Consider the following 19290-nt stretch of genomic DNA (forward strand, 5'->3'; position numbering starts at 1 on the left):
GACGAATGGCGGGGATGACAAAAGCGGTTAAGCGAAAATACTAAAAAATAAAAATCATTTACCAAAATGTACAAATACATTTCTATTTTAATCTTATTCATTGCTTTTACGAGTTGTACAAAAAAAGAAAAGCTCGATATTGATGTATCCGATATTTTGGTTGATGTTGATGTTCATCGTTTTGACCAAGAGTTTTATACAGCTAATTCTGAAAAGTTACCTGTATTAAAAAGCAAGTATCCATATTTGTTTCCTGCTCAAAACCATGATAGTATTTGGTTACAAAAAATACAAAACAAAGATGAGCAGGAGTTATATGCTGAAACTCAAAAAGTATTTAGCGATTTTTCTGATGAAAAAGAGCAATTAGAAAATTTATTTAAGCATATAAAATTTTATTATCCTGAATTTAATTCACCTAAAGTAGTTACGTTATTGTCAAACGTTGATTATGAAACCAAGGTGGTTTATGCAGATAGTTTGTTGTTAATTTCTTTAGATATTTATTTAGGAAAGGATAGTAAAATTTATGAAAGTTTTCCGAATTACATCAAACAAAATTTTACCAAAGACCATTTAATTGTCGATGTCGCCAACGCCATTACCAATGTTCAAATACCATTTTCAACAGATAGAACTTTTGTGTCTAGAATGGTGCAACAAGGCAAAAAAATGTATTTATTAGATGCGTATTTGCCAAAAGTTTCAGATGCCAATAAAATGGGTTATACCGAAGAGCAAATAGAGTGGGCGGAGTTTAATGACGAAGAAGTTTGGAAATATTTTGTTCAGAATAAATTATTATTCAGCACTGAACAGGAATTGTCGCGACGTTTTATAGACAATGCCCCCTTTTCCAAATTTTATCAAGCCAATGACAATGAAACTCCTGGCAGGATAGGTGTTTGGTTTGGCTGGCAAATTGTTAGAGCCTACATGCAAAATACTAATACATCTTTGCAGGAAATGCTAAAAACCAAAAATGAAGAAATTTTTAAAAAATCGAAATATAAACCAGTTAGATAGTCGGTAGTCTTTGGTTGTTAGAGACATAATGATTGCGTCTTTATTATGAACGCCAACGACCACAGACCAACGACCACAGACCAATGACCATGAAAACTTCCGAAATAAAATTTACCGTAGAACTGGACGAAAATAAAATCCCAGAAAAATTAAAATGGGATGCCAAAGATGGCGGTATTGAAAATGAATCGACAAAAGCAGTTTTAATCTCCGTGTGGGACGATAAAAAGAAGGAAACTCTAAAAATGGATTTATGGACAAAAGATATGCCGCTTAACGAAATGCAGCATTTTTTCCATCAAACTTTACTTTCCATGTCCGACACTTTTTTACGTGCCACAAATGATGAGAAAATGACCGCTACCATGCGAGATTTTTGTGAATATTTTGCCGAGAAATTGGAATTGTTGGAAAAGTAGTTATGAGTTCGGAGTTATGAGTTAAGAGTGCCACATCCTAAAATAGCTTGACTGAGTTTTATTTTTATAATATAGATATTATTGTGAGGTGGTTCATCCATTTGGCAAGGATTTAAGAAGTGCTTTTATTAATTATACCAATAACCTTCTTGTAATCACTCTTATTCTTTTCAAAATCAAACTCAGAAACATCAATAACTAAGGTATTTAAACCTTTTTCTGTCTTAATAAAATTAACATAACCCTGGTGGATTTGCTCTAAATATTCTGGTTTTATATTTTGCTCGTAATCTCTTCCTCTCTTTTTAATATTTTCCAATAAACTTTCGGTATTTTGATAGAGATAAACATACAAATCAGGTTTTGTAATTTCTTTATATAATACATCAAAAATACGTCTGTATAATTTGTACTCTTCTTCAGATAAGGATACTTGAGCAAAAATTAATGACTTAAAAATATAATAGTCGGAAACAATAAAGCTTTTGAATAAGTCAAATTGAGCCAAATCATCAGAAAGTTGTTGGTACCTATCCGCTAAAAAACTCATTTCCAATGGAAAAGCGTAACGCTCCATGTCTTCGTAATACTTTGGCAAAAAAGGGTTGTCTGCAAAACGTTCCAATACCAATTTAGCGTTAAAATCATCACCAATCATTTTTGCCAATGTTGTTTTTCCTGCACCTATATTACCTTCAATAGCTATATAGTTATATTTTTCAATAATGGAAATAGGTCTATTTAATTTTAAATCGGTCTTTTCAATTTCTAAATTATCCTCGCAATTTTTTAAACATTTTCCTATTGTTTCTTTGGCAACAGGATGTTTAATTTGTGGTGCAATTTCCGCCAGGGGAACCAATACAAACTTCCGCTCCAACATCCGCGGATGTGGAACTGTCAAATCCCGATAGCTATCGGGATTGTAAAAAATAACTTCATCGTCAAAAAGTAGTACATCAATGTCAATGGTTCGTGCTTTATACTCTTTATTGTCGTCTCTTTTTCTTCCTAAATCCGTTTCAATCTTTAAAACTTTGTCCAGTAAATTTTCTGGATTCAAATGACTAGAAACTTCAATGCATATATTTAAAAAATCCTTACTTTCAAATCCCCACGAAGCTGTTTTGTAAACAGAAGAAATTTTGGTTATGTTACCTACATTTTGAGCAATTAAATTAATACCCTTCTGTAAATTTTCCAGCGGATTGCCCAAGTTACTTCCCAATGATAAATATGTGGTTCGTTGTATTTTCATTAAAGTGTTACAAAGAAAATAAAATCATTACATAAAAGATTATCTTTGCCGTTCAATTTATAAACATTTTAAAAGGTTCTGTAACATTTTAAATTAATGACAGACTTATATTAAAAGAAAAATGGGTGCTAGGCCCAACTAAATATTAAAGGAAAGATGAAATTTTTAAGAGAATTATTGGCGGCAATATTGGGAGTATTTATTGCCATGACTATTATGTTTGTGGTTTTGATGATATTCATATCGGTATCAGCGTCATCATTTAGCGATGATAAAAAAGTATCGGTTAAAAACAATACCGTACTAGAATTAAATCTAGAAAGTCTAATAAAAGATTATGCACCCAAAAGCGATGACCCATTTGCCGAAATTTTTGATATGGATGAAGGTGTTTTAGGGTTGCAAGAAATTTTAAATGCCATTGAAAATGCTAAAACCGATGACAATATAAAAGGGATAAGTATTAACACATTATTTGTAAATGCCGGAAAAGCTCAAACACAAGCGATACGAGATAAACTGGTTAATTTTAAGGAGTCTGGAAAATTTATAATGGCTTATGCTGATTTTTATTTACAAGATAATTTCTATTTAAGTTCTGTAGCGGACTCTGTTTTTGTAAATCCTGTTGGTGAGATTGATTTTAGGGGCTTATCAACCGAAATATTGTATTATAAAGATTTGCAGGAAAAATCAGGCGTTAAAATGGAAGTTATCCGGCATGGTAAATATAAAAGTGCCGTTGAGCCTTTTTTAGCCAATAATATGAGCGATGCCAACAGAATACAGATTTCCTCCTTTTTAAATTCAATTTGGGATGAAATGGTTACCGACATTGCTGAAAGTAAAAAGAAAACGGCTGAGGAGATTAATACTATTGCCGATAGTTTATCTGCAAGAACCCCAGAAATGGCAATTAAAAAGAACATGATCGATGGTCAATTATTTCATGACGAATATAATGATAAACTAAAGTCCTTGTCGGGCATTGAACAAGATAAAGAATTGAGTAAAGTTACCATTGCTGATTATATTTCTACGGGAAAAGGCAGAATAAAGTCAACTGCTTCCGATAAAATAGCAGTGATATATGCTCAAGGGGAAATTATGTATGGTGAAGGTAGTTTAGATGTTATTGGTCAAGAAAAGATTATTGAAGCACTTAAAAAAACCAGGGAAGATGATAAAATAAAAGCAATTGTTTTACGTGTAAATTCTCCAGGTGGCAGTGCTTTGGCATCTGATATAATTTGGAGGGAACTGGAATTGACAAAAAAAGAAAAACCATTGGTAGTTTCCATGGGTAATTATGCAGCTTCAGGTGGATACTATATTGCCTGTAATGCGGATGAAATTTTTGCAGAACCCACAACCATTACTGGCTCAATTGGTGTTTTTGGAATTATACCTAATTTCAGCAAATTAACTGAAGATATAGGCATCAATGCAGAACAAGTAGGCACCAATAAAAATTCATTTGCATATAGTCCTTTTGAACCAATGACCGAAAGTTTTTACAATGTAGCAAAAGAAGGAGTAGAAGGTATTTATAAAACTTTTGTAAGTCGCGTTGCTGATGGCAGAAATATGACAGAAGCAGAAGTTGATAGTATTGCACAAGGCAGGGTTTGGTCTGGTGTTGAGGCCCTGGAAAATGGTTTGGTCGATAAATTGGGGAATCTTGATGATGCTGTAGGTAGAGCTGCAGAATTGGCAGAAATATCTGATTATGGCATAACCAACTATCCGCGTTATAAAACCGATTTTAAGGATGCTTTCAACCCAATTTCATTTATAAAAGCTAGTAAAGAAAGTGTTCTTAAAGAAGAATTGGGTATAGAGAATTATCAAATTTACAAAAACATAAAATATTTTGCTAACTTAAAAGGTGTACAAGCTAGGATGCCTTTTGAATTGAAAATAAAGTAGAGATCATCTTATGGATCAATCACTTGGTTACTAAATACTGTTTTTAGTAACCAAGTGTTATACTACTGCATAAATCGTTTTACTTCCCCTCTATATTTTGAAGCACTTTTACCGGTAAACTCATTAAACAATTTATTAAAATGAGAAAAGTTGTTAAAACCGCATTCAAAACAAATATCCGAAATGCTTAATTGACTTTCTGTCAATAATTTGGTGGCATGTACTACACGATATTCATTTACCAATTTTGTAAATGTTTTTCCGGTAGCTTTTTTGAAATATCTACAAAACGCGGGCACAGTCATACTAACTATATCTGCAATTTCTTCCAATGGTATTGGCCTTTGAAAATTTTTGTTGATATGTTTATATATTATATCAATTTTAGCACTATCCTGACGTTCGGTTTCAAAGGCAAAACCATTAACGTTTAATATGGTGTAATCTTCTGCTTTAGCTAAATCGTTTAAGATTTCTAGTAACATGGAGATTCTTTCAAACCCTTTTAACTCAATTAAATTTTGAATTTTAGGACCTACAACTTGTTTTGTGTCAGGCTTATATAGTAGTCCCTTTTTTGCTTTTTCCAACAAATTGGTAATAGCGTTCATTTCTGGAGCCTCAAAAAAGGCACTACCCAAAAAATCAGGTTTAAATTGTACAATAGTTTCAGTGCCTCTTGTTGTAAGCCTGTCTGCAAAACCATTATGGGGCAAGTTTGAACCAATTAATATGAGTTGACTATTGTTAAAATAGGATAAATGATTACCTATATGACGTTTTCCCTTTCCTTTATCTACATAAACGAGTTCAATTTCAGGATGAAAATGCCAATAAGCTAAATTTTTATTATTTATTTTTTTAGTGTGCTGCTTTACCAATATGGAGCTACCGAAGCCTGGGCTTATTTTTTCCAGCGTTGGTTTTTTATTTAATGTTTTCAACTTTTCCATAACACAAAATTACAAGTTATAAGTTATAATATCTATGGATGTTTAACATTTTTATATGCTATATTAACCTATACAATTTGTTAATCTTATTATATTGATAATTTAGCACAGAAATAGATTAAAATGGATGTTTTTTAGGACTATAATGCCCCATACATTTGTACCGTTATTAATTCTAAAAAATAAAAACATGAAAAACGTAATTAGAAAAAGTTTAGTAATAGTGTTAATGTTCGCCACTATGTTTAGTTATGCAAATGAATTTGCACACACTATCGAAAAAAATAAGGACGAAATTACTCATTTAGCCTTTAAAAATGTAACTGAAGGCTCGGTCTTAACTATTAAGGACTTTAATGGGTTAATTCTCTACAAAGAAATAATTGAAAAAGCGGGAGAGTATTCTAAGGAATTTAATTTAACCGCCTTACCAAACGGTAATTATCTTTTTGAACTGGACAAAACTTTTGAAATAAAGATTATACCATTTAAAGTTAATAATAATCAGGTTGTTTTCGATAAAGAAAAAGAATCTATTATATTTAAACCTACCGTTATCGCTAAAGACGGTATAGTAAAAATACATAGTGTATTCTTAAATAATAAGCCACTTAATGTAAAATTTTACTATGAAAACGGAGATTTAATTTACAGCGAAAATATTGAAAATAAACAAATTTTAAACAAAGTATATGATTTTACCACAAGTTTGAAAGGTAATTATAGAATTGTTTTTAATAATGATAAAAGAACATTTGTAGAGAATGTTAAGATTTAAAAGAGATTATTGAATTTAATTCATAATATTTATGTTAGTTAAGTTAGTGGAGACTGTCTGAAAAGGCAGTCTTTTTTTATTTCCTCTTAAAAGTTACAAAACTATAATCGTAATCGTGCTTTTCGTCAGCATAGTGCTTTTCACGACTTGTTTCTTTCCAGATTTTATTATTGATCTCAGGGAAAAAAGCATCTGCATCAAAAGAAGCATCAACCAAAGTAAGGTCTAGTTTATCAGCAATTTTAATGGCCTCGGTATAAATTTGTGCACCACCTAAAATATAGGGGTCTGGATCTTCAGATGCGATTAAAGCATCTTCCAATGAGTGTACCACAGTACAAAGCGGAGCCATATAATTTCTATTTCTGCTGATTATAATATTGGTTCTACTGGGCAGTGGACCGCCTAAAGATTCATAAGTTTTTCTGCCCATTATAACATCGTGACCAGAAGTAATTTTTTTAAAACGTTTCAGGTCGTTGGGCAGGTGCCAAAGTAACTTATTGTTTTTGCCCAGTTCACGATGTTTTCCGATAGCGGCAATTATCGTAACAGAATTTTTAGTTATTTTTTTTTTTGTAGAGCTCAATGGCTCGTCGATGGAAGTTAGCACACCCGATTTAATTATTTTTTTTTCTAACTTCTCTGATTTCATATTATGTTTTTTGATCAGTTTCTCGGTTTCTATGCGTTCCCATTCCTTACCAAAAAACTTGTTGGTTATAAAAACATTTATAAAATGAAAAATCCAGATCAAAAGCCATAAAGCTACGGCATATTTAAACCACTCACCATACTTTTCTTGACCCACGTTAAAAAAAGTATTTAGCACAATTAAAAAAAGCGAACCAATTAAAAAGATAATAAAATGGTAATATAATCTCTTTTTTTGCTTTACCCTTTTACGGGCTTTTTCGTAGAGTTCGTGTTGTTCTTTTTCCATTAAATTTTATTTCTTTTCTTTTTTAGGTTTTTCTATAATAATGGTAATTGGTAAAGTGAATTTATTATCAGCTCCAGCTTTATTCGTTCCATCAAAACTCATTTTTGGTAATTGTTTTACAATTCTAATAGCCTCATCTTCAAAAATTTTATGTGGCCCTCTAGCTCTAACGTCTTTTATATAGCCTTCACTATCTATAGAAAATACTGTAATCACTTTTATCTTATCCTTAGGTTTATAACCTAATTTTTTAATCTTCTCATAAGTTGCCTCGTTAACTAAAGTTGATTCACCTTTTTCAATTATTTTTTGTACGTTTTCTGAGATATATTGAATATTAACTTTGTCTGTAATTTCATCTTCCATCTTTTTTGCTACCATCAAAACAATGGGCAAAGAATAATTTACACCAACCGGTTTGCCTTTGTGCAAACCAGGGGTCATTTTTGGTAAAGAACTAATAACTCGAATACCTTCTTTTTCTAAAATTTCATGTTCCCCACTGGCTCTAACATCTTTAACAATACCATCAGATGCAATCTGAAAAATTACATACATTCTAGTTTTCCCAGGTTCAAGCCCAACTTCATTAGCCAATTTTGTGTTGAAATTTTTGGCTACATGTTTTTGAATCTGATTTTGAAGGCATGTTTTTTGAAGTTTTTTATCCAATTTCTCGCAACCGGGAAAAATAGGAGCATCTTCGATAATTGCAAATGATATAGTTTCATTATTTGTTGTGTCTTTTTCCTTTTCTTGTGAAAACACAAAAAATGTACTAAAAGCACAAAATATAATTAGAAAATATTTAATCATATCTTGAAATTACATGCTTTTCAACCATTCCTTAATATAACCCGAAAAATCTTCGGGCTCCAAGGCATTGTGCTTATTGTCAAATTCAATATGCTCACTTTCCAAAGTGTTTAAAATAGTCTGAATGGCGTTCAGCTTGTTTTCATCTTCAATCTGATTAATTCTTTCAATCAAATCTTTCTTTAAATTTTCTTTTCTCATGTTTTTATTTTTTAATTTATAATATTCTTCAGTTCTATAAAAATCTAATCGCTTATTTATCAAATATATAAGTTATATACGCTCAGATAATAAGAATGTAGCCTCTAAATTACCAATAAAATTACAAATTTTATTCAAAAAAATGATTTTAAAAATAATAATCATACAATATTTAACACAGAATTTTGAAGTTTTCTTTTTTTTGATGTTCAAAATTAAATTATTGTTAAATCTACTTAATTATCAATAGATTAGCTATGAAATATGAAAAATCTTATATACTTTTGCACAAAATTTTAAAACACAGAAATTATGGCAATTACTAAGAATTATTTAAAAACAAAACCAGTTTGTAAAGTTACATTTACTGTTGCAGAAACTGAAGCAAAAAAAGTTGCGGTTGTTGGAGATTTTAACAACTGGAAACCTGCAAAAAAGTATGAGTTGAAAAAATTAAAAAACGGTAACTTCAAAGGAACTATCGATTTAGAAAAAGACCAAGCTTACCAATTCAGATATTTAGTTGATGGTGAGTATAAAAACGATGAGCAAGCAGATAGCTATGCTTATAACGAATTTGCTGGAACTGAAAATGCAGTTTTAGAATTATAGTATAACCGAACAACACTAAATTTAAAAAATCCCAAATGCGATTAAATCGTATTTGGGATTTCTTTTTACATATTAAAAATCAGACGGCAACCGCCCCTTTTATATGTGGGTGTGGATTGTAATTTAACAATTCAAAATCGTCGAATTTAAAATCGAAAATACTTTTTACTTCAGGATTTATTTTCATTTTTGGCAAAGGTCTCAATTCTCTGGACAATTGTAATTCTAATTGTTCAATGTGATTGCTGTAAATATGGGCATCACCAAAAGTATGGATAAATTCTCCGGGCTCATAACCACAAACCTGAGCAATCATCATTGTAAACAGAGCATAAGAAGCAATATTAAAAGGTACACCTAAGAAAATATCAGCACTACGCTGGTATAATTGTAAAGAAAGTTTCGGCTTGGCTTTTGCTCCCCCCGAGGGGGCTGGGGGACTTACATAAAACTGAAAAAAAGCATGGCAAGGGGGCAATGCAGCTTTGCCGCTGGCAACGTTTTCACTAAAAGATTTTGAAGTGTCAGGTAAAACCGAAGGGTTCCATGCGGAAATTAACATCCTCCTACTGTCGGGATTTTTTTTCAAAGTTTCGATTACATCGGTCAGTTGATCGATTTCGTCACTGTTCCAGTTTCGCCATTGATGGCCATAAACAGGCCCTAAGTCGCCATTTTCATCTGCCCAGGCATTCCAAATACGCACGCCATTTTCCTGTAAATACTTAATGTTGGTATCTCCGTTTATAAACCAAAGTAATTCATAAATAATGGATTTGAGGTGCAATTTTTTAGTAGTTACCATTGGGAAACCTTCACTCAAATCAAATCTCATTTGATGGCCAAAAACACTTTTTGTGCCTGTGCCCGTTCGGTCGTTTTTTTCATTTCCGTTTGCTAAAACGTGTTTTACCAAGTCGTGGTATTGTTTCATATAGCCCATCTTCCGTCTTCCCGAAGGGAAGAAACTAGTTACTTTGTAAAAGTATAAAAATTGATCAATTTTTAATAAGTTAAAATCCAATATTTAACCAATAGTTATCAACTTATAATACCAGTAGTTTATAAACCTCTTAAAGGCTTAAGCGAATTATAATTTCACTCCTAATTTACTTGATCTCCTTTCGGGGAGGGCTGGGGAGGGGCTTTTACCCAATTATCATTCCGGCAATAGTAGCGGAAATCAATGAAGCAATTGAACCTCCAATTAAGGCTTTCATGCCAAATTCCGATAAGGTTTTTCGTTGTCCGGGAGCTAAAGAGCCAATACCGCCAATTTGAATTCCAATAGAAGCAAAGTTGGCAAAACCACAAAGCATATAGGTCGCCATTATAATAGATTTTTGATAATTCAAATGGGTTGCATTGGCCACATTTTTTAAATCGGCCAATTGTATATAGCCAACAAATTCACTCGCAGCCAACTTAATGCCTAGGAGCTGTCCCATGAGCATCATATCTTCTTTGGCAACCCCTATTAGCCACATTAAAGGAGCAAAAATCGTCCCTAAAACTGCTTCCAAAGAAAATTTAGGATAAGGCGTATTTGCTGCCATCCAATTGTTTAATGAAGTAATATCGCCAAACCAACCAAAAATACCGTTAATCATGGCAATAAATGCTACAAAAACCAAAAGCATCGCCCCAACGTTTACAGCTAGTTTTAGTCCTTCTGTGGTGCCATTGGCAATAGCATCTAAAAGATTGGCTCCGATTTTTTCTTGAGATACCGAAACATCAGTATTTATATATTCAGTTTGTGGCAATAGAATTTTTGAAATTACAATAGCACCTGGTGCTGCCATTACAGATGCAGCTAACAAGTGTTTGGCGTACATTAATCGCATCGCTTCGTCATCACCACCCAAAAAACCAATGTAAGCTGCAAGAACCGCTCCTGCAACGGTTGCCATACCCCCAATCATAACCAAAAGAATTTCGGACTTGTTCATTTTTTCTAAATACGCCTTAATTAAGAGTGGTGCTTCCGTCTGACCAAGAAAAATATTTCCCGTTACGGAAAGACTTTCCGCTCCTGAAATTTTTAGTGATTTTGTTAGAAGTAATGCTAGGAATTTTACAATCTTTTGAATAATACCTAAATAAAATAATACCGAAGTTAGTGCAGAAAAGAATATAATGGTTGGTAGTACTTGAAAAGCAAAAATGAAACCATACGAATTAATATCTATAATTCCACTAAATAAAAACTCACTACCAGATCTGGTATAATCAAGTATGTTAACGAATAATTGACCGATTATTTCAAACCCCTTTTTAATAAATGGCACTTTCAATACGCCAATAGCTATTATCAATTGAAAAGCTAAGCCCAGAGCTACGGTTTTCCAATTGATAGCCTTTCGGTTTGAACTGAAAAGAAACGCAATACCGATCAATACTATAATTCCCAGTAGACCCCTAAGTAAAGAGTTTATAGAAAATCCCTGGCTCTCAATTATGGTATCTTCTGAAACCTCTTCAGTAACAAAATTAGCATGTGTAACTGAAATAAATGTAAAAACCTTATTTCCATTCTTTAAAGTTAATTGATTCTCAGAAATTTCTATAATTTGATAATAAACATCAACGTTTACCGGAACTTTTTGCTTAAAAACCAGTAAGCTATTGTTCTGTAACCAAAAACCTTTATAAAAACTATTATTAAGTGTAGCGGCATATTCGCCGTTTTCATTTAGAGCTAAAAACTCTTTACCTTTTGTAAAATCTATAATTGATTTTATACTATCGGGGTATTTTTCATATTCGACATGACGAGATAGTTGCCAATATTTTATAATGCTAACTTCTTCAGATTTATTGTTTTTGATTGTAGTAATTGAAATTGAATCTGTCTTAGTTTCCTGACCAGACAATGTGATGTAGAAACTTAAAAAAGCTAAAATAAAGACAACAAAATTCTTTGTCATAAGATTGTGAGGGTTTGATAGCTATTTTTTACGTTTGGAAATCTCATCTCTCAACTTTGCTGCCAGCTCATAATCTTCATTAGTAACTGCTTCTTCCAATTGCTTGTTCAATTCTTTTAAAGAAATATCTTTTAGTGAAGATTCTTCGGCAAGTTCTATTGCCATTTCTTCAACTTCTATTTTTGCTTGGGTTAATTTGGGTTCTTCCTTAATTTTTAAGAAGATGCCAGCTTTGTCCAAAATATTTTCGTAAGTGAAAATTGGAGCGTTAAAGCGTGTAGCCAAAGCAATGGCATCAGAAGTTCTGGCATCTATTATCTCTTCAATTTTATCACGTTCACAAATTAAACTCGAATAGAAAACTCCATCGACTAATTTATGGATAATTACTTGTTTTACTTTTATGTGAAATCGGTCAGAGAATGTTTTAAACAAATCGTGCGTAAGTGGTCTCGGCGGTTTTATTTCTTTTTCCAACGCTATGGCAATAGATTGTGCTTCAAATGCACCAATAATAATTGGTAAGGTGCGTTCACCATCTACTTCGCTTAAAACCAATGCATAAGCTCCACTTTGTGTTTGACTGTATGAAATACCTTTTATGTTAAGGCGGACTAAACTCATAAATATAAATATATAAAAAACTGTCTAGTTAAAGGGTTTATGCCCAAAAATTAGACAGCCTTTAAGAGGCACAATTTACTAAAATTATGCGTTTTGAGCCTTAAATTCTTTTAACTTTTCTATTAATTTTGGTACAACATCAAAAGCATCGCCAACAATACCGTAATCGGCCGCTTTAAAAAACGGTGCTTCAGGGTCGTTATTGATTACTACTTTTACCTTTGAGGAATTGACCCCTGCTAAATGTTGAATGGCACCAGAAATGCCCACCGCAATATATAAATTAGCGGCAACTGGCTTACCGGTTTGCCCAACATGTTCGCTATGTGGCCTCCATCCCATATCGGAAACAGGTTTTGAACATGCGGTGGCAGCCCCTAATACATCAGCTAGCTCTTCAATCATTCCCCAGTTTTCAGGCCCTTTTAATCCCCTACCGCCAGAAACCACAATGTCGGCATCTGCTATGGTAACTTGACCTTTGGCTCTATCAACGGATTCGGAAGTGATATTGAAATCGCCTTCTGTGAGATTGGGCGTAAAATCTTCTTCGCTACTGCTTACTTTATTTTCTACGAGGCCAAACGAATTTTTAGCCAATCCAATAACTTTTTTATCTGTTTTTATTTCGGTGTTGTTAAAGGCTTTATTTGAAAATGCTTTGCGTTTTACCGTAAACGGCGAGGTTGAACTTGGGGCTTCAACAACATTGGAAGCATAACCTGCTTCCAAATTTATTGCCAACAATGGTGCTAGATATAATCCGTTATTACTTGAGTCAATAACAAGAATATCCACACTTTCTTTTTCAGCTACTTGTTTCAGCACATCGGCGTAGGCCTTAGCATTAAATGGTTTTAGTTTGTCATTATTTACTTTAATTATTTTTTCTGCTCCATAATCTGACAAAGTTGAAACATCGTCAGCATTTATAGTAACAACACTTAAACCGGTTTCTAATTGTTCGGCAACTTTTTTACCATAAGAAACCGCTTCAAAAGCGATTTTTTTAAATTTTCCTTCAGAGGATTCTGCGTAAACTAATACAGACATATTTTTTAGATTTTAGACATTAGATTCATGGACAACCCGAAACATTTTACTGCTAATAATTAACTATGATTTTTAATACTTTACTTTTTATTTCAGTCTAAGATTACTTTGCGAGTATTGTCGTTAAACTGTATAGTACTTTTTTTGATGCACGTCCTTGAAAAGAGTTGACCGTTTTTTAGGTTATTTGTTCATTTTTAAAAAATTCAAAAATCGTTAATCAGCAATCGTTATTCGTTAATTCTCTTTAACTCCAAACACTTAACTAAATTTTTTAAACTCATAAACTTTTTTCTCTTACCTCCAACCTCGTACTTAAATTACCTTTGCTTCATTATGCAATAAATCAACCAATTCGCCAACATTATCCGCATCAATTAATTTTACCGCTCCTTTGGCTTCTGGTTTTTCAAAACTTTTTGATTGTGTTGTGGCTTCAAAAGAAACAGGTTCCACAACGTTTAAGGGTTTTTTTCTGGCCATCATAATACCTCTCATGTTCGGTATTCGCAAATCTTTTTCTTCTACAACTCCTTTTTGACCACTAATTACCAGTGGTAAAGTTGTACTCATTGTTTCCTTGCCACCATCAATTTCTCTGACCGCTGTTACATTGTTGCCTTCAACTTCTAGACTAATACAGGCATTTATAAAATTGTAATCCAATAGTCCCGCTAACATTCCAGGTACCATTCCGCCATTATAATCAATAGATTCCCTTCCAGCAAGGATCAAATCATAATTGCCATTTTTGGCAACATCTGCCAATTGTTTAGCAACAAAATAACCATCCGTAGCCTCTGTGTTTACACGTATAGCTTCGTCTGCACCAATTGCCAAAGCTTTGCGTAAAGTAGGTTCTGTTGTGGCATTACCCACGTTTACAACTGTTACAGATGCACCTTGCTTTTCTTTAAACCACATAGCCCTGGTCAATACAAATTCGTCGTAAGGATTAATAACAAACTGAACACCGTTGGTGTCAAATTTAGAGTCGCCATCCGTAAAATTTATCTTTGAAGTGGTGTCGGGAACATGACTTATACACACTAATATTTTCATATTTAAAACTATTTTAATTATTTAAGGCGAAGTTACTACTTTTTTTTCAATTTACTATGCGTGCATAGTAAAATATTTAAAACATAAACGAATAAACTAGCCTTAATTTTCTATTTTTGCAGGGATTAAAATTTAGCATAATGAGAACAATTCAATTTAGAGAAGCCATTTGCGAAGCGATGAGCGAAGAAATGCGTAGAGATGAATCCATATATTTAATGGGTGAAGAGGTGGCTGAGTATAATGGAGCTTATAAAGCTTCAAAAGGAATGTTAGATGAGTTTGGAGCCAAACGTGTTATTGATACACCGATTGCTGAGCTGGGTTTTGCCGGTATAGCTATTGGTTCTGCCATGAACGGTAACCGACCTATTGTTGAGTATATGACATTTAACTTTTCTTTGGTTGGAATTGATCAAATTATAAATAATGCGGCAAAAATCCGCCAAATGTCAGGTGGTCAGTTTAATTGCCCAATAGTTTTTAGAGGACCTACAGGTTCTGCAGGTCAATTAGGTGCAACACATTCTCAAGCATTTGAAAATTGGTTTGCAAATACGCCAGGTCTAAAGGTAATTGTGCCATCAAACCCATATGATGCAAAAGGACTGCTTAAAGCGGCTATCCGTGATGATGATCCTGTAATTTTTATGGAATCTGAGCAAATGTATGGTGATAAAGGTGAAGTACCTGATGGTGAATATATTTTACCGATTGGCGTTGCTGAAATTAAACAGAAAGGAACTGACGTTACTATCGTTTCATTCGGAAAAATTATCAAAGAAGCCTATAAGGCATCCGAAATTTTAGAAAAAGAAGACATTTCTGTTGAGATTATCGATTTACGTACTGTAAGACCTCTGGATTTTGATGCTATATTTAAATCTGTAAAGAAAACCAATAGATTGGTGATTTTAGAAGAAGCATGGCCATTTGCCAGTGTTTCATCAGAAATTACCTATCAAGTTCAAGAGCAAATTTTTGACTTTTTAGACGCTCCAATACAAAGAATTACTACTGCTGATACACCTGCAGCATACTCTCCTGTGCTGTTGGAAGAGTGGTTGCCTAACGCAAATGATGTGGTAAAAGCCGTTAAATCTGTCATGTACGTAAAATAATGGCATTAAAATTGTAATAATCAAGCCTTTTGCAACTTGTTTGTAAAAGGTTTTTTTACAATAACTCTAAATTACCAATATTGAAATATCCAATCATATTATTTTTATTCTTAACATCTTTTGCTTTTTCGCAAGTTAAAGTAGGTGGAAATATTGTCGACGAACAAGGTGAACCCATACCTTTTGCCAATATTATTTTTAAAGGCTCTACCGAAGGCGGTGTTTCTGACGAAAATGGAAAATTCTATATAGAATCTGAAAACACCTACAATGAACTGATTATTTCTTTTTTAGGGTTTGAAACAAAAACAATTCCGCTTAAAGCGAGAAATTTTGACCTTAAAATTGTACTGAAAGAGGATACCGCAGCTTTAGATGAAGTTATGGTCTATTCAGGAAAAACAAAGAAAAAAGGGAATCCCGCTGTTGAAATATTAAAAAAAATATGGGCTAAAAAACGTCAAAACGGATTAAGTCTCTATAAACAATATGAGTACGATAAATACGAAAAAATAGAGTTTGACCTTAATAATATTGATGAAAAATTCAAAAAAAGGCGACTTTTTAAAGGTATGGAGTTTGTCTTTGAAAAAGTTGATACTTCCAATATAACGGGAAAACCATATTTACCCATTTTTATCAATGAAGCGTTGTATAAAGTTTACGGTAAAAACGAGCCCACAAAAAAATCCAATGAAGAGTTGATTGCCAATAAAAATTCGGGTTTTGATAGCAACCAAGAATTAATAGAATTTGTAAAGCAATTGTATGTGGATTATAACATTTACGACAATTATCTCAAATTTTTTGACAAAAGTTTTACTAGTCCGCTTTCGAGAACTGGTGTTTCGGTATATAATTATGTGTTGGCAGATAGTGCTTATCTTGGTAATAAGTGGTGCTATAATATTGTGTTTTATCCCAGACGAAAAAATGAACTTACCTTTAAGGGCGATTTTTGGGTGAACGATACCACTTTTGCTATTCAGGAAATTGAAATGAATGCGACACGAAGTGCCAATATAAACTGGGTAAAGGAAATTTATGTAGAACAAGAGTTTGATGTATTGAACGATTCTGTTTTCCTGCTACGGCGAGACCACATGATGTCTGATTTTGCATTTACCAATAAGGATAAATCCAAAGGAGTTTATGGAAGGCGAACTACATTGTTCAATAATTATGAATTTGAAAAAGAACGTGATGATGATGTTTACAAACCAAAAGTTTTTGCTTACGAAGAAGAAATTTACAATAAGCCCGACGAATTTTGGCATGAAAACCGAATGGAAAAACTGAACGATGATGAAGTCGGTATTTATAAAATGCTAGACACCCTAAAAACTGTGCGAAGGTTTAAGCAGCTTTACAATATAGGAGCAACGTTAGCAACAGGATACTGGCAAATTTTTGAAGGGTTTGATTATGGTCCGTTATTTTCATCTTTTGGTAGTAATGATGTTGAAGGATTTAGGGTTAGAGCAGGGGGAAGAACTTATTTTACTCAAAACGATATTTGGCGTATAGAAGGTTATACGGCCTACGGTTTTAAGGATGATAAATTCAAGTACGGTATATCTGGAAAATGGTTGGTAGATAAGCGAAAAAGAATAATATTATCAGCCGGAACCCGCCGGGATATTGAGCAAACAGGGGTAAGTTTAACTACATCAAACGATGTGTTGAGCAGAAGTTTTGCATCCTCTTCATTCTTCGCCAGAGGTGAAAATTTTAGATTGACCGATATTAATTTATCGAATTTTGCTATTGATGTTGAACCTGTAAAAAATCTAAACTTTAGATTGGGAGCTACTTATAAAACAATGAAATCTGCCGCACCTGATTTATTTAATATCAGTTATTTTGATCAGAATGGGGCTACACAACCCATTATAAGACAAACAGAACTTGATGCCGCCATAACTTATACTCCTGGTCGCAAAACGGTAGGCTATGGTGTTGAAAGAAGTGTTAGTAACGGCGGCCGTTATCCAACAGTTTATTTGAGCTACACTAAAGGCTTAAAAGGGTTTTTAGACAGCGATTTTAATTATGACAAGCTTCAGCTTTACTATAGACATCGAATATTAATGGGTGGTTTCGGAAAGTTAAAATATTTTTTGGAAGCTGGTAAAACTTTTGGAAACGTACCTTTGACCATGTTAGACGTAGTTCCAGGTAATCAAGCAATTTTTAGCGTGCCAAGAACTTTTGAGCTTTTAAATTATTACGACTTTGTAACCGATCGTTATGCGGCATTACATTTAGAGCATAATTTTAATGGAAGAATCTTATCAAGAATTCCGTTGATGCGAAAATTAAAATGGCGTGAGATTGTTGGAGCAAGAGCGGTTATAGGTAACTTGTCGCACGAAAACATTATTACAAGTCCATTTCTTATAGATCGTAGGCTTAACGATAATTTGTACATTCCAACAAAGCCATATTACGAATACTTTGTGGGCATTGATAATATTTTCAAATTTATTAGAATTGACTTTGTTTTTCGAGGTAATTATATGGATATCCCTGGAGCTACTAAATTTGCCATAAAAGGTGGGTTTGGATTTTATTTTTAATGTTGAATTTAGCTGAACAACTAAAATTCAACCAATATCTTCCAATTGATAATTTTTTAAAAAACTATCGATTTCCATTTTGTGAGTCTCTTTTTTACGCTTTAAAAATTAAAGCTTACAATAATTGTACTACCTTAAATAGATAGTATGGTTGCATTTTATTAATAATAAACTCTAGTTATTAAAGTTAATTAAAAAAGATGAACCTACATTTTCTGATGAAAAAAAATTAATCTGTTAAAATAGTTCATCTTAAGTCATTATCTCTATTTGCTGTGAGAATTTCTAATACTTCATGATTTGTAGACAAAGTTCGATAACAATCTATTCTAGATTTTAATTGAAAAATTGTTATTATTAATTTTTCAAAAACCCTTTCTTATAATTATATCGTATTTTAAAATTCAGATAACCAAAAATGATACACTTCATGTTTTTTGAATCTAAAATAATCTTATGATGCAAGTCGACTTAGTTTATTATATTTTCACGTTCAAATCAATTAAAATAGTTGTTCATTATTAATAATTACGGTTAACATATTAAAATAGAAGTTTGACAAAAATCAATAAAACGGTTTGATTGAAAATATAGAATGACTGAAAATTACGAAAAATTGCATGATTTTTCCACCTTTCCAATAAATCTAATTTCGAACTTTGATAACTTAAAACAATGTCAACATTGTGCTTAATTCATTTTTTATGAACTCAAGAAGAAATTTTATTAAGAAGTCAGCTATAGTAGGGGCGGGCATTTCGGTAATGCCAAACTTAACCTATGGTTTTAGTAATAAGAGGGAGAAGCTAAAGGTTGCTTTGATAGGGGTAGGGCTAAGAGGTACCAACCACCTGACAAACCTGTTGAATAGGGAGGATGTTATAATCTCGGCCATTTGCGACATAGACCCTGCAAGGATTAAAATAGCGGAAAAGCATATCAGCGACAAAAATTTCCCGAAAGCCCAGGTTTTTGGCAAGAACGAT

At 32.8% G+C, this 19290-nt stretch carries 18 protein-coding genes; 8 read left to right on the forward strand and 10 right to left on the reverse strand.

Annotated elements, in window-relative coordinates; all coding sequences use genetic code 11:
* The first annotated feature begins 66 nt into the window (after positions 1-66).
* Together gldB and gldC are read left to right on the forward strand one after the other, a co-directional pair.
* A complete protein-coding gene (gene gldB / locus UMM65_RS13555; protein WP_321977262.1) occupies positions 67-1026 on the forward strand; it encodes a gliding motility lipoprotein GldB in 960 nt (319 codons plus the stop codon).
* Positions 1027-1109: 83 nt separating this feature from the next.
* Positions 1110-1445, forward strand: coding sequence for a gliding motility protein GldC (gene gldC, locus UMM65_RS13560; RefSeq protein WP_321977281.1), 336 nt, complete (start codon positions 1110-1112; stop codon positions 1443-1445).
* Between the two features lie 112 nt (positions 1446-1557).
* Here gldC and folK read toward each other — a convergent pair whose 3' ends face one another.
* The gene (folK, locus tag UMM65_RS13565; RefSeq protein ID WP_321977263.1) at positions 1558-2703 is read right to left on the reverse strand and encodes a 2-amino-4-hydroxy-6-hydroxymethyldihydropteridine diphosphokinase; all 1146 of its coding nucleotides are present in this window, start codon (positions 2701-2703) and stop codon (positions 1558-1560) included.
* Positions 2704-2859: 156 nt separating this feature from the next.
* Here folK and sppA point away from each other — a divergent pair, with 156 nt between their 5' ends.
* On the forward strand, positions 2860-4632 hold the full coding sequence (gene sppA / locus UMM65_RS13570) for a signal peptide peptidase SppA (RefSeq protein WP_321977265.1): 1773 nt from the start codon (positions 2860-2862) through the stop codon (positions 4630-4632).
* Between the two features lie 62 nt (positions 4633-4694).
* Here sppA and UMM65_RS13575 read toward each other — a convergent pair whose 3' ends face one another.
* A complete protein-coding gene (locus UMM65_RS13575) occupies positions 4695-5585 on the reverse strand; it encodes an AraC family transcriptional regulator (RefSeq protein ID WP_321977266.1) in 891 nt (296 codons plus the stop codon).
* Between the two features lie 190 nt (positions 5586-5775).
* Here UMM65_RS13575 and UMM65_RS13580 point away from each other — a divergent pair, with 190 nt between their 5' ends.
* Entirely contained in the window at positions 5776-6363 is a 588-nt protein-coding gene (locus UMM65_RS13580) for a hypothetical protein (RefSeq protein WP_321977267.1), read from the forward strand.
* 76 nt (positions 6364-6439) lie between these two features.
* On the opposite strand, the gene UMM65_RS13585 is transcribed toward UMM65_RS13580, so the two are convergent.
* The 3 genes from UMM65_RS13585 to UMM65_RS13595 are packed head-to-tail and all read right to left on the reverse strand — an operon-like array spanning position 6440 to position 8323.
* Complete coding sequence (locus UMM65_RS13585; RefSeq protein ID WP_321977268.1) at positions 6440-7306, reverse strand: dihydrofolate reductase; 867 nt, start codon at positions 7304-7306, stop codon at positions 6440-6442.
* Positions 7307-7312: 6 nt separating this feature from the next.
* Positions 7313-8122, reverse strand: a complete 810-nt coding sequence (locus UMM65_RS13590) for an energy transducer TonB (protein WP_321977269.1) — start codon at positions 8120-8122, stop codon at positions 7313-7315.
* Between the two features lie 9 nt (positions 8123-8131).
* On the reverse strand, positions 8132-8323 hold the full coding sequence (locus UMM65_RS13595) for a hypothetical protein (RefSeq protein ID WP_321977270.1): 192 nt from the start codon (positions 8321-8323) through the stop codon (positions 8132-8134).
* Positions 8324-8635: 312 nt separating this feature from the next.
* Between UMM65_RS13595 and UMM65_RS13600 the strand changes: the two genes are divergently transcribed.
* Entirely contained in the window at positions 8636-8935 is a 300-nt protein-coding gene (locus tag UMM65_RS13600) for an isoamylase early set domain-containing protein (protein WP_321977271.1), read from the forward strand.
* Between the two features lie 79 nt (positions 8936-9014).
* Here UMM65_RS13600 and UMM65_RS13605 read toward each other — a convergent pair whose 3' ends face one another.
* The 5 genes from UMM65_RS13605 to UMM65_RS13625 all read right to left on the reverse strand — a co-directional run bounded on the left by UMM65_RS13605 (position 9015) and on the right by UMM65_RS13625 (position 14604).
* Entirely contained in the window at positions 9015-9869 is an 855-nt protein-coding gene (locus tag UMM65_RS13605) for a thymidylate synthase (protein WP_321977272.1), read from the reverse strand.
* Positions 9870-10083: 214 nt separating this feature from the next.
* Positions 10084-11448 (reverse strand): NupC/NupG family nucleoside CNT transporter, encoded by a 1365-nt coding sequence (locus UMM65_RS13610; protein WP_321977282.1) that lies wholly within the window; start codon positions 11446-11448, stop codon positions 10084-10086.
* 438 nt (positions 11449-11886) lie between these two features.
* On the reverse strand, positions 11887-12489 hold the full coding sequence (locus UMM65_RS13615) for a bifunctional nuclease family protein (protein ID WP_321977273.1): 603 nt from the start codon (positions 12487-12489) through the stop codon (positions 11887-11889).
* 84 nt (positions 12490-12573) lie between these two features.
* Entirely contained in the window at positions 12574-13542 is a 969-nt protein-coding gene (locus UMM65_RS13620; RefSeq protein WP_321977274.1) for an electron transfer flavoprotein subunit alpha/FixB family protein, read from the reverse strand.
* Between the two features lie 315 nt (positions 13543-13857).
* On the reverse strand, positions 13858-14604 hold the full coding sequence (locus UMM65_RS13625; RefSeq protein ID WP_321977275.1) for an electron transfer flavoprotein subunit beta/FixA family protein: 747 nt from the start codon (positions 14602-14604) through the stop codon (positions 13858-13860).
* Between the two features lie 140 nt (positions 14605-14744).
* Between UMM65_RS13625 and UMM65_RS13630 the strand changes: the two genes are divergently transcribed.
* The 3 genes from UMM65_RS13630 to UMM65_RS13640 form a co-directional block, all read left to right on the forward strand.
* Positions 14745-15725: a pyruvate dehydrogenase complex E1 component subunit beta gene (locus UMM65_RS13630; protein WP_321977276.1), complete on the forward strand. Its 981-nt coding sequence runs from the start codon at positions 14745-14747 to the stop codon at positions 15723-15725.
* Positions 15726-15805: 80 nt separating this feature from the next.
* Positions 15806-18304 carry a DUF5686 family protein gene (locus tag UMM65_RS13635; RefSeq protein WP_321977277.1) on the forward strand — a complete coding sequence of 833 codons (2499 nt, stop codon included), beginning with the start codon at positions 15806-15808 and terminating at the stop codon, positions 18302-18304.
* Positions 18305-19008: 704 nt separating this feature from the next.
* Positions 19009-19290 (forward strand): twin-arginine translocation signal domain-containing protein (locus tag UMM65_RS13640; RefSeq protein ID WP_321977279.1); only part of this gene is annotated, 282 nt, incomplete at its 3' end.

It is taken from the genome of Aureibaculum koreense, assembly GCF_034296135.1.
Lineage (GTDB): Bacteria > Bacteroidota > Bacteroidia > Flavobacteriales > Flavobacteriaceae > Aureibaculum.

Bases quoted from the DNA above. Each gene is read 5' to 3' on its own strand.
- UMM65_RS13580 (WP_321977267.1), top strand. From the start codon at position 5,776: ATGAAAAACGTAATTAGAAAAAGTTTAGTAATAGTGTTAATGTTCGCC.
- UMM65_RS13575 (WP_321977266.1), bottom strand. From the start codon at position 5,585: ATGGAAAAGTTGAAAACATTAAATAAAAAACCAACGCTGGAAAAAATA.
- UMM65_RS13605 (WP_321977272.1), bottom strand. From the start codon at position 9,869: ATGAAACAATACCACGACTTGGTAAAACACGTTTTAGCAAACGGAAAT.
- UMM65_RS13600 (WP_321977271.1), top strand. From the start codon at position 8,636: ATGGCAATTACTAAGAATTATTTAAAAACAAAACCAGTTTGTAAAGTT.
- gldC (WP_321977281.1), top strand. From the start codon at position 1,110: ATGACCATGAAAACTTCCGAAATAAAATTTACCGTAGAACTGGACGAA.
- gldB (WP_321977262.1), top strand. From the start codon at position 67: ATGTACAAATACATTTCTATTTTAATCTTATTCATTGCTTTTACGAGT.
- folK (WP_321977263.1), bottom strand. From the start codon at position 2,703: ATGAAAATACAACGAACCACATATTTATCATTGGGAAGTAACTTGGGC.
- UMM65_RS13590 (WP_321977269.1), bottom strand. From the start codon at position 8,122: ATGATTAAATATTTTCTAATTATATTTTGTGCTTTTAGTACATTTTTT.
- UMM65_RS13595 (WP_321977270.1), bottom strand. From the start codon at position 8,323: ATGAGAAAAGAAAATTTAAAGAAAGATTTGATTGAAAGAATTAATCAG.
- UMM65_RS13625 (WP_321977275.1), bottom strand. From the start codon at position 14,604: ATGAAAATATTAGTGTGTATAAGTCATGTTCCCGACACCACTTCAAAG.
- UMM65_RS13620 (WP_321977274.1), bottom strand. From the start codon at position 13,542: ATGTCTGTATTAGTTTACGCAGAATCCTCTGAAGGAAAATTTAAAAAA.
- UMM65_RS13585 (WP_321977268.1), bottom strand. From the start codon at position 7,306: ATGGAAAAAGAACAACACGAACTCTACGAAAAAGCCCGTAAAAGGGTA.
- UMM65_RS13615 (WP_321977273.1), bottom strand. From the start codon at position 12,489: ATGAGTTTAGTCCGCCTTAACATAAAAGGTATTTCATACAGTCAAACA.
- sppA (WP_321977265.1), top strand. From the start codon at position 2,860: ATGAAATTTTTAAGAGAATTATTGGCGGCAATATTGGGAGTATTTATT.
- UMM65_RS13630 (WP_321977276.1), top strand. From the start codon at position 14,745: ATGAGAACAATTCAATTTAGAGAAGCCATTTGCGAAGCGATGAGCGAA.